15 protein-coding genes and 3 pseudogenes are annotated in these 13,829 nt (G+C 44.2%); all 18 read left to right on the forward strand.

From position 1 onward, the window contains the following. Window positions 1-21 precede the first annotated feature (21 nt). Complete coding sequence (locus JCM14374_RS04160) at window positions 22-558, forward strand: GNAT family N-acetyltransferase (RefSeq protein WP_054693870.1); 537 nt, start codon at window positions 22-24, stop codon at window positions 556-558. A 20-nt stretch (window positions 559-578) separates the two neighbouring features. Next, on the forward strand, window positions 579-1,628 hold the full coding sequence (gene pseI, locus JCM14374_RS04165; RefSeq protein WP_054693873.1) for a pseudaminic acid synthase: 1,050 nt from the start codon (window positions 579-581) through the stop codon (window positions 1,626-1,628). After that, window positions 1,625-2,635 carry a UDP-2,4-diacetamido-2,4,6-trideoxy-beta-L-altropyranose hydrolase gene (gene pseG / locus JCM14374_RS04170; protein ID WP_054693878.1) on the forward strand — a complete coding sequence of 337 codons (1,011 nt, stop codon included), beginning with the start codon at window positions 1,625-1,627 and terminating at the stop codon, window positions 2,633-2,635. The genes pseI and pseG overlap by 4 nt, the downstream gene beginning before the upstream one ends. Window positions 2,636-2,714: 79 nt before the next feature. Next, a pseudogene (locus tag JCM14374_RS04175) lies at window positions 2,715-3,724 on the forward strand (polysaccharide biosynthesis protein). A 28-nt stretch (window positions 3,725-3,752) separates the two neighbouring features. Further along, window positions 3,753-4,907 carry a DUF2920 family protein gene (locus JCM14374_RS04180; protein ID WP_054693881.1) on the forward strand — a complete coding sequence of 385 codons (1,155 nt, stop codon included), beginning with the start codon at window positions 3,753-3,755 and terminating at the stop codon, window positions 4,905-4,907. Window positions 4,908-4,956: 49 nt separating this feature from the next. Then, on the forward strand, window positions 4,957-5,889 hold the full coding sequence (locus tag JCM14374_RS04185; protein WP_054693884.1) for a dTDP-glucose 4,6-dehydratase: 933 nt from the start codon (window positions 4,957-4,959) through the stop codon (window positions 5,887-5,889). Window positions 5,890-5,926: 37 nt separating this feature from the next. Then, a pseudogene (locus tag JCM14374_RS15150) lies at window positions 5,927-6,660 on the forward strand (DegT/DnrJ/EryC1/StrS family aminotransferase). After that, window positions 6,609-7,079 carry a DegT/DnrJ/EryC1/StrS family aminotransferase gene (locus tag JCM14374_RS15155; protein ID WP_278279226.1) on the forward strand — a complete coding sequence of 157 codons (471 nt, stop codon included), beginning with the start codon at window positions 6,609-6,611 and terminating at the stop codon, window positions 7,077-7,079. Before JCM14374_RS15150 ends, JCM14374_RS15155 begins: the two are co-directional and overlap by 52 nt. 44 nt (window positions 7,080-7,123) lie before the next feature. Next, entirely contained in the window at window positions 7,124-7,333 is a 210-nt protein-coding gene (locus JCM14374_RS04195) for a YjfB family protein (protein ID WP_054693887.1), read from the forward strand. A 24-nt stretch (window positions 7,334-7,357) separates the two neighbouring features. Next, window positions 7,358-7,750 carry a DUF8042 domain-containing protein gene (locus JCM14374_RS04200; protein WP_054693890.1) on the forward strand — a complete coding sequence of 131 codons (393 nt, stop codon included), beginning with the start codon at window positions 7,358-7,360 and terminating at the stop codon, window positions 7,748-7,750. Between the two features lie 152 nt (window positions 7,751-7,902). Next, window positions 7,903-8,280 (forward strand): flagellar protein FlaG, encoded by a 378-nt coding sequence (locus JCM14374_RS04205; RefSeq protein WP_054693894.1) that lies wholly within the window; start codon window positions 7,903-7,905, stop codon window positions 8,278-8,280. 101 nt (window positions 8,281-8,381) lie between these two features. Next, the gene (gene fliS / locus JCM14374_RS04210; protein WP_054693897.1) at window positions 8,382-8,804 is read left to right on the forward strand and encodes a flagellar export chaperone FliS; all 423 of its coding nucleotides are present in this window, start codon (window positions 8,382-8,384) and stop codon (window positions 8,802-8,804) included. Between the two features lie 2 nt (window positions 8,805-8,806). Then, the gene (locus tag JCM14374_RS04215; protein ID WP_054693900.1) at window positions 8,807-9,058 is read left to right on the forward strand and encodes a hypothetical protein; all 252 of its coding nucleotides are present in this window, start codon (window positions 8,807-8,809) and stop codon (window positions 9,056-9,058) included. Between the two features lie 2 nt (window positions 9,059-9,060). Beyond that, the gene (locus JCM14374_RS14005; protein ID WP_157048951.1) at window positions 9,061-9,234 is read left to right on the forward strand and encodes a flagellar protein FliT; all 174 of its coding nucleotides are present in this window, start codon (window positions 9,061-9,063) and stop codon (window positions 9,232-9,234) included. Window positions 9,235-9,248: 14 nt separating this feature from the next. After that, entirely contained in the window at window positions 9,249-9,719 is a 471-nt protein-coding gene (gene flgN, locus JCM14374_RS04220; RefSeq protein ID WP_054693902.1) for a flagellar export chaperone FlgN, read from the forward strand. Window positions 9,720-9,867: 148 nt separating this feature from the next. Next, a complete protein-coding gene (locus JCM14374_RS04225; protein ID WP_054693986.1) occupies window positions 9,868-10,161 on the forward strand; it encodes a zinc-ribbon domain containing protein in 294 nt (97 codons plus the stop codon). A 142-nt stretch (window positions 10,162-10,303) separates the two neighbouring features. Further along, the gene (gene hpf, locus JCM14374_RS04230; RefSeq protein ID WP_054693906.1) at window positions 10,304-10,849 is read left to right on the forward strand and encodes a ribosome hibernation-promoting factor, HPF/YfiA family; all 546 of its coding nucleotides are present in this window, start codon (window positions 10,304-10,306) and stop codon (window positions 10,847-10,849) included. Window positions 10,850-11,090: 241 nt separating this feature from the next. Continuing rightward, a pseudogene (gene secA, locus JCM14374_RS04235) lies at window positions 11,091-13,582 on the forward strand (preprotein translocase subunit SecA). Window positions 13,583-13,829: the final 247 nt, after the last annotated feature.

The following is a 13,829-nucleotide window of genomic DNA, read 5'->3' on the forward strand; positions in this document are numbered from 1 at the left end:
TTAGACGATGTATCATCCCTTTTGGTAGGGGATAGAATCTACCTGCGGCGCATAGAAAAGGATGATTTAGAGGGCAATTACTTTCAATGGTTAAACGATCAAGAGGTAACCCGTTGGATGCTAAACGGGATTTTTCCCAACAGCGTTGAATCTATGTTGGAGTACTATCAAAAAACTGTAACCAGCAGCACCGCTATGAATCTAGCTATAATAATAAAAGAAAATGATAGACACATTGGTAATATTGGTTTACACAACATTCACCCCGTTGTTCATGCGGCAGAAATTGGTATTCTGATCGGGGAAAAGGATGTATGGGGTCAGGGTTACGCAACTGAAGCCATCAAATTGTTGTCCGCGCATGCCTTTTACAGAATGAATTTAAACAGGATAAGTTCTGGGGCGGTGGTTCACAATATTGGCAGCATTAGAGCATTTGAGAAGGCTGGCTTTAAACAGGAAGGAATTAGCCGGCAGGCATACTATTGTGAAGGTGAATATGTAGATTGTGTTCGTTTGGGCTTGTTAAGATACGAGTGGGAAATGCTGAAATCGTAAATGAACGTATGGGAGTTAATATGCGGGCGATAAAAATAGGCAATAATAGTATTGGTTCTGGTTATAAACCGTTTATCGTGGCGGAAATGTCAGGCAATCACAACCAGTCTTTGGAAAGGGCCTTGCAGATAGTTGAAGCTGCAGCCTGGGCCGGTGTTGATGCGGTTAAACTGCAAACCTATACAGCAGATACTATGACTCTGGATATTAATGCAAGTGATTTCTATATCTCAGATCAGGACAGCCTCTGGCAGGGAAAAAGTCTGTATGATTTGTATAAAGAGGCCTATACCCCCTGGGAGTGGCATGAGTCCATTTTTCAGCGCTGCCGGGAATTGGGGCTTATTGCTTTTAGTACACCCTTTGATGAAACCGCCGTGGATTTTTTAGAATCGCAGGATGTTCCCTGTTACAAGATAGCTTCTTTTGAAAATACCGATTTACCCCTTATCAAAAAAGTAGCTTCTACCGGTAAACCCATGATTATATCTACAGGGATGGCCAGCGTGGCGGAAATAGACGAGACAGTACAGACTGCACGGCAGGCAGGCTGCCAGGATATTATTCTGCTGAAGTGTACGAGTTCATACCCGGCCAGCCCGGAAGACAGCAATCTATTGACTATTCCCCATATGAGGGAATTATTTAATTGTCAGGTTGGATTATCTGACCATACATTGGGTATCGGTGCGGCGGTTGCTTCAGTAGCACTGGGAGCCAGTTTTATTGAGAAGCATTTTGCCCTGGCCCGGGCGGATGGCGGAGTGGATTCAGCTTTTTCTATGGAACCGGAGGAAATGCGCCAACTGGTACTTGAAACGGAACGTGCCTGGCAGGCCTTGGGTAAAATCAGCTATAGTCCTGGTGAACAAGAAAGCAAGTCTTTAAAATTCAGGCGTTCATTATATATAGCCAAAGACATGGCGGCAGGGGAGGCTTTAACTCCAGAAAACCTGCGCATTGTACGGCCGGGATACGGTTTGGAACCAAAATATTATGAGCTTGTATTGGGTAAAAGGATTAACCGGGATACTAAAAAAGGAACCCCGTTAAGCTGGGATTTGATATGAAACAAGCAAAAAAAGTAGCCATCAGAGTCGATGGCAGCAGCGATATAGGTTTTGGACATTTAATGAGAATGACGGCTTTAGCTCGTGAACTTATTAAGCAGGGGGCTGAAGTTATTTTTTTGACTAAAAATCCTGAACATATTGAGAATTTTCCTGTTAAAGTTATTGATTCGGAAATGGATTTTAACAATGAGGACCGCAGGATAGAGGAATTGCTATATCAAAATCAGGCCGGGATGATAATTGTTGATTCTTATAATTATGACCAGGGTCGTTTGGACAGAATGAGTCAACTGGATATTCGAACGGTATATATTGATGATCTAAATCAATGTGTTTTTAATATTGATCTGGTGGTTAATGGCAATCTCTATGCGCCGCAAATGGAATATAAAGGGCGGGCTGAATTCTTGTTAGGAGCAGAATACCTGTTGATGCGTGAGGAATTTGCGAATGCGCCAAAACGGGAAGCCAGGCTTCAGGTTAAGGATATACTGCTTACTATGGGTGGCGCCGATATTATTAATAACACACCCCGAATTTTAGAATATTTAATTAACTATAAATTATTTGATAGCCTGTGCTGGCATGTGGTAATTGGCCCCGCTTTTAAAAATGTTTTAGAGATAGAATCCCTTGCTGGGGGGCTATCTAACATTTATACTTACTTCAACCCTGATATGAAAAAAATAATGTATGCTTGTGATATTTGTATCAGCGCTGCCGGCAGCACCGCTTACGAACTGGCTGCGTGCGGCCTGCCTTCGATTTTAATCGTTACTGCTGACAACCAGGCGGCTTTGGCTCGGGAGGCTGAACGCCAAGGGATTGCTCTAAATCTTGGTTGTTATAAGCAAATCAATAATAACAGACTTTATCAGGCTTTGGACAGCTTAATAAGAGACTGTGAACTCCGTGAAAAAATGATGATGAGAGGACAGCAATTGTTCGATGGCCAGGGGGCAGCCCGCGTTGCCGGGCAGTTATTGCTGATGTTGCAATTGTAGGGTATACAGACCCGGTATATAAAGAATTTTCAGGATATTAACGATATATGTTACATGTAAAAACCGGGGAGAGATAAGCTTGCTGAGTGAGATAAACGGTAAAAGGATTTTAGTAACCGGGGGTACCGGAACGATTGGAACCAGCCTGGTAAGAAAACTCCTCACCTATGATGTGGAAGTAGTCAGGGTATTTTCTCGTGATGAACATAAGCAATTTGAAATGCAGAGCAGTTTTTCCCTGCAAGAGGGCAGGCTTGATCCACGACTGCGTTTTTTACTCGGTGATGTAAGGGATAAAGAAAGGCTGTACCGTGCTATGGAAGGCATTGACATAGTCTTTCACCTGGCAGCCTTAAAACATGTGCCGGCCTGCGAATATAATCCTTCCGAAGCGGTTAAGACAAATGTCATAGGTACTCAGAATGTGATCGATTGTGCCATAGATTCTAGTGTTTCGGCGGTTGTATATGCCAGTACCGATAAAGCCGCCAGTCCCACCAATACTATGGGGGCCAGTAAATTGTTGGCTGAACGACTTATTGTTTCTGCTGCCGAAGGGTGGAAGGGACCTCGTGATATAAAATTCTTGTCAGTACGCTTTGGCAATGTCTTGAATAGCGAGGGTCGGTAATTCCATTGTTTAAAAAGCAGATTGATGCTGGAGGTCCGGTTACGGTCACGGATCAAAATATGACCCGATTTGTTATGAATGTGGATCGCGCAGTCGATTTAATGTTAAAGGCTCTGAAAATTTCTCAAGGCGGCGAAGTATTTGTTTTCAAAATGCCGGTGCTGCGTATTGGTGATCTGGCGCAGTCCGTGTTGGAGCTGAGCGGAAGAAAGGCTGATATTATTACGGTTGGCTTAAGACCGGGTGAGAAATTATATGAAGAATTAATGAGTGAGGAAGAGAGCGCCAGGGCTCTGGAGACAAAGGATATGTTTATTGTTTTACCGTATAATTCTGAGGTTGATCGTTATAAAAACGCGTATAGTGAAGCAGCGCCTGCCAATGTACGCACATATAGTTCTACAGGAGAACCGGTAATATCTGTGGAAGAAATAAAATCAATGATTCAGTTTTATTAATCAATTTATTAAAATCGAGGTGTTATATTTGTCTGAAACTATTAATATTCGGATATCTCCTCATCCTGATATTGAACTGGGAAATGAAAGATCAGAGATTGAGGCTTTCTTAACCTTTCCTGAGTCTGGATTAAACTCAGAAACCGGTATTATTATGGTACTTACAGAACTAGGCGAAGCAGCGGATACTGATTATCAGACCAACCAATTGCGTCCCTATTTGGCAAATAAACTTAACTGTATTGCTATCGGGGTTAATTATTTTGGTATCTTCCGAAATAGTCAAATTCAAATTCGTCCTAGTTTTCTTCATAATATTAACAGAATATATGGGTTGGAGCTTAGCTTTGAGAGTTTTGCCGGGGCCAAGAGCGGTGAGGATATCTACAGAATTATCGCGGGAGAGGTTATTAAGCTGGGAGTAACCAGCCTGGATCTTAGATGCCAGCCTCATTTGCTAACCGGTCGGGGTGAATACCAGTCATGGGGCTTTCTTCCGGCCATAGACTGTTTGCAGGTTCTGGGCGAAGTATTACAGCGTTATGATATTAATAAGAAAAAAATCTTGGCTTATGGAAAACACTATGGCGGTTATATCGCTTCTTTAATGGGCAAATATGCTCCCCGGGTTTTTTCAGCCATTATTGACTGGGAAGGATATTCTCGCACCGAACTTAGACATGTAGTCAGCGGTGAACTGATTGAAGCCGATTATCTGTTTCATTTCGATTTGAATAATGGGGTAAAATTCTATATTGCTTCTGCCTGTAATAATCCCTGGACTATTGAGGACGAGACTTCTCCGAGCTACTTTTCTGACAGTCACAGAAAGATCCGCAGCCTGTTATGTGAAGAACACCGGAAACCTTCGGAGACTTGTTATTATATCTTTCATTCCGAGGATGATTTAACTTCATCTATTGCAGCCAAAGACCGCTGTGTTGAAATCTTACAGCGGTACAATCCGGTAAACTATCAACGCATCGCAGCTGGTGATTCATCAAAATTCAATTCAGTGGAAGACATATTTGAATGGCTGCTGCAAAATGACCAGAACTGCTTACAGAAAGAAAATACCGATACAGATTTTAGTTTGAACAGTATTTATGATTTTGTCTGCGGGGATAAAATTTATCGTTTTTCTTACGCTGAGGATGGCGGTATTAAGGTTAATATTATATAAAGGTTTTGTTAAGAAACATACCGAGGGTTGATTTTGGAGGTAAGTTGCTATGAACATTCTCGTTACTGGCGGGGCCGGGTTTATCGGCCGCTGGGTGGTTAAAAAACTATTGGAAGCAAGGCACCGGGTGACGGCTTTTGATGACCTGTCCAACGGGCGTTTGTTGAATATTGAAGAATTCAGGGACAACCCTGATTTCTCTTTTATAAAGGGTGATATCAAGGACCAGGAACAACTGGCCTCGCTATTTGAGTCTGGTTATGATCTGGTTTATCACCTGGCTGCCAGCATCAATGTACAGGATTCCATCGATGAACCACGCACAACCTTCGATAATGATGTGGTAGGGACATTCAATGTTTTAGAAGAATGCCGCAAATCTAAAACCAGGATGTTATTTATGTCCACTTGCATGGTCTATGAACGCAGCCTGGACGAATCAGGCATAAGTGAGGTTCACCCGGTCAGACCAGCCTCGCCCTATGCCGCCAGCAAGCTGGCCGGCGAAGCTCTTACCTTATCATATTACTATGCTTATGGATTGCCTACCGTAGTAGTACGTCCTTTTAACACTTACGGGCCTTTTCAGAAGTCTTCCGGCGAGGGCGGGGTGGTGGCCATTTTTATTCAGCGTGATTTAGAGGGTGCAGATCTCAATATCTATGGCGACGGCGCCCAGACCCGCGACTTGCTGTATGTGGAAGACTGCGCCCATTTTGTCATCCAGGCGGGGATGGATGATAAAACCAACGGGCTCATTTTAAATGCTGGTTTGGGCCGGGACATATCTGTCAATGACCTGGCGGCCCTAATAAGCAGCGACCCGGGGCGTATCAAACATGTTCCTCACATACATCCCCAGAGCGAGATCCCTAAATTGCTGTGCGATTACAGTAAAGCCCATAATTTAATGGGCTGGGAACCGAAAATCACCCTGGAGGAAGGAATAAGGAGGACCAGGGAATGGATTATGACCATTTAGATACATTGCTGAAATATTTGGAGAGAGAAGATTATTTATGGACATCAGGATTCCTTATGGAAAACAATACATAGATCAGGACGATATTGAGGCGGTAACGGCGGTTTTGCGGTCTCCGTTCTTAACCCAGGGACCTGTGGTGGAGGAATTTGAAAGCAGAATTGCTGATTATTGTGGGGTAAGATACGCGGTCGCCTTCAACAGCGGGACTTCAGCGTTGCATGCGGCTATGTTTGCGGCTGGCGCAGGCCCCGGGGATGAGGTCATAACTTCTCCGCTCACCTTTGTGGCTACTGCCAACTCAGCGGTATATTTAGGCGCCAAACCGGTTTTTGTGGATATAGACCCGGTCACCTGGTGCATTGATGCTGATAAGATTGCAAGGGCCGTTACCGACAAGACTAAAGTCATTATTCCTGTGGATTATGCCGGCTTTCCGGTTGATATTCAGGCTATAAGCACCCTTGCCCATCGGCAAGATATAGTGGTCATAGAGGACGCGGCGCATGCCTGGGGGCCCGACGCCATGGGATACCTGTGGGCAGGGAGGCAGATATGACCATGTTCAGTTTCCACCCGGTTAAGCATATTACTACCGGCGAAGGGGGCGTAATTGTTACTGAACGTGATGATTTTGCGCTTAAGCTCAAATTATTCAGAAGCCATGGTATCGTGAAGACGGCTGAAATGACAGAGGAGCATGGGCCTGGTATTACGAGATGCAGGAGCTGGGGTATAACTATCGCATTACAGATATTCAATGCGCTTTAGGAATCTCCCAGCTGAGTAAACTGGAAAAATTTATAGAGGCGCGGCAGAGGATTGCCAGCCGGTATTTTGAAGCATTTCACCACACCGGTCTGCTGCAGCTTCCGCCTCAGAGCGAAAACAGGCGGCATGCCTATCATTTGTTCCCTATACTCCTGCCTTTGCATGTTAACCGCAGAGAATTTGTGCATTATATGCATGAAGCTGGCATCGGGGTGCAGATCCATTATATCCCGGTGCATCTGCAGCCATATTATCGGGAAAAATATGGTTTTAAAGCAGGGGATTTCCCCCTGGCTGAAGAATTCTATAAACATGAGGTCAGTCTGCCGATGTACTATGGGCTGACTGAAGCGGAACAGGACTATGTAATACAAAAAGTCAGACATTTTATCGAAACTGAATCTCTTGACGGAGAATAGAATTCTTTGCACTTGAGGTTAATTTTAGGGAAGGGGGCTAACAATTGGATAGTGTCGATATCGCGGGAATGGCCATGAGCATGAAGTCTGTACAACTTCAGCAGCAGGTAAGTATGGCGGTCATGAAAATGCAAATGGATGCCAGCCAGGAGTCAGCACAGAACCTTATTGCCATGATGCAGGGCAGCAGCCGGGGAACCATGGAGAAATCTGTTGCCCCTCATCTGGGCGCTAATATAGATATTCTGGCCTAAACTCAAGGGCCGGTTTGTTTCTTATTGCAGGAAGAGAAAGGAGCACATATGGCTGATTCTGTGGAAATAGTCAATGATATTCTTGAGCTTACCGATACCGTTATTGAGGCCCTGGATCATTTAAACAAGCGTTTGCTTGAAGGTCATCTTGAGGAAAGCCGCTATCTTCTGGAAGATGTGAAAGATGCGATTGCCTCTATTCAGAACGCTGCCGAGCTGTTTATTCCTCATCTGGGAGATAATCAAGTCATTAGTTTAACCGAGGAATTTAATGAAAAAATGGAAGAAATGACGGCAACCTATGAAATGAAGCAGCTTGAAAAAGCTAAAGTGGATATGCAATGGATAGTTATGCCTCTGGCTGCAAAGTGGAGAGAAGAATTATCCCGCTGTCTGGTTGCCTTCCGAATTTCTTAAGAAAAATTGAATCCCGCGTTAATATTTGTTTAAGTTTATAAGACTTTTATCCCTATTTTTGTTAAAAGGAAATGCTTATATTATTAAAGTCTTAGGCAGCTGTGCCGATAATTATAATAATAGAATATCCTATTTTGCAAGGAGGCATTGGTATGAAGGTCGAAGGGCAAGGGATTGCCGTCAGCCAGGCTGTGCAGGTTGCAAATGAGGCTGCCAAAGCCGCTCCTGCTGAAAAGCCAAACAACCACGCGCTGCATTCCGCAGTAAAGGAAGAAAACACTCATAAAAGTCCTCTCAAAGAAAAGGACCTAATTGCCGCAGCGGATGTCCTCAATGAAGCCATGAAAATTTCCAACTATCATCTGCAGTTCAAAGTGCATAAGGAGAGCGGCCGGCTTCAGGTTAAGGTTTTGGATGCGGATAACAAAGTTATCAGAGAGATACCCCCGGAACAAATCCTGGATTGTTCGGCGCGTATCAAGGAATTAATTGACAGAATGGCCGGAATTCTTGTTGACGAACTGGTGTAATAGGGCTCTTGACAAGCCCAGAATTGTGTTTCCGCAAAAGGTCCTAGGAACAAGGTCCCGATCATGCTTTATTATAGAAGGGGAGGCTGTTTGCCCTGAGTATGAATGCACAAGCCTATGATCAATATAGAAAGACCAGTGTGGAGAGCGCCAGTCCAGGCAGACTTTTGCTCATGCTCTTCGAAGGGGCTATTCGGTTTGTTGATAATGCCAAACGCAGCATAGATGAAAAAGATATTGAAAGCGCGCACAATAACATTATTAAAGCCCAGAATATTATGCTCCAGTTGATGAGCAGCCTTAATATGGAATATGAAATATCCAACCAGCTTTTTAATCTTTATGAGTATATTTACTATCAATTAATGATGGCCAATACCAAAAAAGACCTGGCGATTCTGGCCGAAGTTCGCGAACTGCTCAGCGATTTTCAAAAAACCTGGGATGAAGCCATTAAAAAGGCTGGATCATCCAAAAGCGTTGTCGAATCCGGAATGACTGAAGGAATTAATATTAAGGGATGACAATGGATAATAATGAGTTGTTAGAGAAGGACCTAAAAGAAGAAAAACGATTGTTTGAGGAGATACTGCAGCTTTCTGCCCAGCAGGTTGCCTTGTTTAACCCCAACCAGAATAATACAGACGAATTACTGCATAATTTCAATGAATTGCTTGCCAGGCGGCAAACTTTAATGGAATGCGTGGATGATATAGAAAAGAGATGGGATTGGCAGTCTGAATCTGCACGAGCCATCAGGGCATATTTAACGAAATAAAAATGATTATTCAATTGATCCGAGAAAATGATAGTCGAACCATTAAAGAAGCAGAGAAGAAAATGAAGCAGATAAGCGCCAAGCTGAATGAAACCAGGGCTAATCAAAAAGCCTTTAATGCTTATAGCCAGGAAGAACCCTATGATGGGGGATATTTCGTAGATCGAAAAAATTAAGGGATGAGATTTTTTTGGTTACCGTTGATAGACCAATACAAGATATTATTGATAATTATCAAACGCAAACAAAGCTTTACAGAAAGATGCTGACCTATGCCCAGGAACAATTAGAAATGGTTCGCAGCAGTGAAGATAATCAGCAATTAAAAAAACTCCTGCTTAATCGGCAAAACTTAATGAACGAACTTAATTCTTTGAATGAAGAGGTCAGGAAACTGCAAAACGGGGTAATGGATATTCTGGGTATTAGTAAATTCACCTATAGCGAATTAGGCGGCAAGATAAACGATGAACATTTTACAGCATTAAAAGAAGTAGTTAGTGAATTGGTACATATACTTGATGAGATTAATAAAGTTGATGTAATTAACCAGTCTTTACTAAGGAGCAATTCAGGTCACAAATTAATTTCTTCTCCAAATTTCAGAGAAGCTGCTGACGCCTATAATAAAGCTCTGTTACAGAAGAAGGAAAAGTCCTAAATTTTAAAATGCGAACATGGATTTTAAGGAATATGGTATTTTCCTTGCTATTTAATTCACTAATGGATATAATAGAGCATACCAGTCGATGGGATTTATAATAAAAGCACCATCGGCAATTTTCAAAAAAAGTGAGGGATCTTTTACCATGTTCGAGGACAAAGTCTTAGTATGCCAGGATTGCGGTCAGGAGTTCGTTTTTACGACTGGGGAGCAGGAATTCTACCATGAGAAGGGTTTTGAAAATGAACCCAAGCGCTGCCGTGACTGCAGAAGTCAGCGCCGTACCGGACGGACCGGCGGCAACCGCGCACCGCGGGAAATGTTCCCGGCCACCTGTGCCAGATGCGGAGTGGAGACTCAGGTTCCATTCAATCCTGTAGCGGGCAGACCCGTTTACTGCAACCACTGTTTTCAGGAAATGAAAGAATCAGCAATGTAGATTAGTGAAATTTATACCGGGCTGTATCAGCCCGGTTTTTTACTTTCTGAACTGCCATATTATTTCGATTGCCTTGTCTACTGGAGTATTAAGAGACATTGGAGTAAAATATATATACAACAACAGGGAAGGAAGTGGTTAGATGAAGTTTGAGATCCGCGGCAGGAATATTGATGTTACCGATGCACTCAGGGATTATACCACTAAAAGGCTTTCCAAGTTGGAGAAATACATCGATGAAATGAAGGACGTACTGGTCACCCTCTCGGTGGAAGGCGAGAAACATAAAGTTGAGGTGACCATCCCCCTCAATGGAGTAATTCTTAGAGGTGAGGAAAGCAGCCAGGACATGTACAGCTCCATTGACCTGGTTGAGGAGAAATTGGAGAAACAAATAGAAAAGCATAAAACCAAACTTTATAAACAGCACCGGGGAGCGGGCTTGAAAAAGGCCCTCCAGGAGGAGATTAAACAGGAACTGGCTAAAAACGATAAGGTCGAGAAATTCAAGGTTTTGCGCACCAAACGTTTCGCTCTCAAACCTATGGATGTTGAAGAAGCCATTATGCAAATGAACCTGCTCGGACATAATTTCTTCGTGTTTTTTGAAGCCGACAGCGAAGAAGTAAATGTGGTGTATCGCCGCAATGACGGGAACTACGGTTTGATCGAACCGGAATTTGATTAGTTGAAGCCAGGACCTGAAAAGTGCTAATATGAAAATGTTAATAAATAGCATGTATGAGGAACCTATGGTTCCTCTCTTTTTGGTTGGGGTTAATATATTTTTAAGCGTCTATTTATATAGGCAGTTAAAACAGATGAATCGGTTTTGAATCAATATCTGTGTTAATCTGTAAACCATCTGTGAGTATCTGTGGTTAAACGGTTCCTGATTTTCCGATTTGAAAGAAGAAAGGTGTAATTCAATGATACGGGATGCTCTGAAGAAAATCCTTGATAATGACGAACGGGAAGTAAAAAAACTGCGCCAGAAGGTAGATATCATTAACAAATTGGAGGCGGAATATAAATCCCTGCCCGCGGAAGCTTTCCCGCACGTACTATGGAATTTAAGGAAAGGTTAAAGCGCGGCCAGAATTTAAACGATATATTACCAGAAGCCTTTGCTTTGGTTCGGGAAGCTGCCTGGAGAACTTTGGGAATGCGGCCTTTTGATGTTCAGCTGATTGGCGGCATGGTTCTGCATGAGGGGCGCATCGCGGAGATGAAAACCGGCGAAGGCAAGACCCTGGTAGCCGTTCTGCCCGCGTATTTGAACGCCTTGGAAGGCAAAGGGACTCATATAGTAACCGTTAACGATTACCTGGCCAGCCGTGACGCGGCCTGGATGGAGCCGGTGTACAATTACTGCGGGATGTCCGTAGGACTTATTGTACACGGGCTGGACTATGAAGAACGCAAAGAGGCCTATAATCGCGATATTTGCTATGCCACCAATAATGAACTGGGCTTTGATTATCTGCGGGACAACATGGTTCTCGCGCGTGAACATATGGTGCAGCGCAGCCTGCACTATGCCATTATTGACGAAGTGGACTCCATACTTATTGACGAAGCGCGCACCCCGCTGATTATATCCGGGGAGGGTGACAAACCCACAAATTTATATTACCAGATAGCTAAATTTATCCCTCGCCTGGTGGCGGATGAGGATTACAAAGTCGATGAAAAAGCCCACCTGGTTACCCTGACGGAAGAAGGGGTGCGCAAGGTGGAGAAGTATTTTAACACTGAAAATTTATCTGAAAATATGGAACTGGCGCATCATGTGAACCAGGGTCTCAAAGCCCACAGCCTGATGAAAAGAGACCGGGATTATGTGGTTAAGGATGACCAGGTAATTATAGTAGATGAATTTACCGGGCGGTTAATGTTTGGACGCCGTTACAGCGATGGGCTGCACCAGGCTATCGAGGCCAAGGAAGGGGTCAAAATAGAGAAGGAATCGCAGACCCTGGCCACGATTACTTTCCAGAATTATTTTCGCATGTACCGGAAGCTGGCAGGGATGACCGGCACCGCCAAAACCGAGGAAGAAGAATTCCGCAAGATCTACGGCATGGATGTGGTGGTGATACCGACCCATATGCCAATGATACGCAATGACCTGCCGGATTTGATTTATCGCAGTGAAGAAGGTAAATTCCAGGCGGTGGTCGAAGATATTGTCAAGCGTTACAAGCAGGGCCAACCGGTTTTGGTAGGCACCATTTCTATAGAAAAATCAGAGCGTCTCAGCGCTCTCCTGACCAAGCGGGGCATACCGCACCAGGTGCTGAATGCCAAGCATCACGAGAAAGAGGCGCAGATTATAGCCCAGGCCGGGCAGAAAAATACGGTTACGATTGCTACTAACATGGCTGGCCGCGGAACTGACATAGTGCTGGGTGATGGTGTGGCTGAAATCGGCGGACTCTATATTCTGGGGACTGAGAGGCATGAAGCCCGGCGCATTGACAACCAGCTGCGCGGACGTTCAGGCCGGCAGGGCGATCCCGGGGAATCGCGGTTTTATGTTTCCTTGGAAGACGATCTTATGCGGCTGTTTGGCGCCGCCAACATTGAAGGCATAATGGATCGCCTGGGCATGGACGACTCCATTCCCATCGAAAACCGTTTGGTATCGAAGGGAATAGAAAACGCCCAGAAGAAGGTTGAGGGACGCAACTTCAGCATCCGCAAGAATGTCCTGGAGTATGACGATGTTATAAATCAGCAGCGCGGGGTAATATACAGCGAACGCGCCAAAGTCCTGTCCGATGAGAATCTGAAGGAAACCATCGCCAGTATGATAGATGATGTAGTAGCCAGTGTGGTGGATGGTTTTGCCGGAGAAATAAAATACTCTGATGACTGGGATTTGCCTGGTCTCATGAATTATATTGAACAGAATATTATTCCGCATCCCGATTTCAGTATTGAGGATTTAAAGGGTATGACCCGCCGTTCGGCCAAGGACTTCCTGACGGAAAAGACCCACGCTCTGTATGAGCAGCGCGAGCGGGAACTGGGCGCCCAAACCATGCGCGAGCTGGAAAAGGCTTTGATGTTAAGGGTTATTGACGAAAAGTGGATGGATCATATCGATGCTATGGACCAGCTGCGCAACGGCATTTCCCTGCGGGCCTACGGCCAGAAAGATCCTCTGATAGAGTATAAATTCGAAGCTTTTGAGGCCTTTCAGGCCATGATTTACAGCATTAAAGAAGATGTTGTGCGATATATCATGCGCATTCGGGTAGTGCAGCAGCAGGAGGAACGCAAAACCTTTGTCAACCAGGGCGAAGATGCTGAAAGAAAACCAGTCCGGGTCGGCAAGAAGATTGGACGCAATGAGCCCTGCCCCTGCGGCAGCGGCAAAAAGTACAAAAACTGCTGCGGCCGGCAAGCCGGATAGGGGAACTATTAGACACAGATAAACACAGATTTTTAGTGAATCTTGTAATTAATATTTTTACTCAACTTTCACAGTTGATCGGTTAGTAAAGTAAAGAAACGATTGCTTTCTAATCTGTCATTGCTATGAAAACTGTGTATTTGTCGTTGCGAGGAGCGTAAGCGACGCGGCAATCTGCCCCGGTCATTGCCGCATAAATGAAAATACCTGAAAATAGGCAACATTAATCATAATAACGCTGTGTTAT

This window comes from Syntrophomonas palmitatica JCM 14374, from assembly GCF_001311885.1.
GTDB classification, from domain to species: Bacteria; Bacillota; Syntrophomonadia; order Syntrophomonadales; family Syntrophomonadaceae; genus Syntrophomonas_A; species Syntrophomonas_A palmitatica.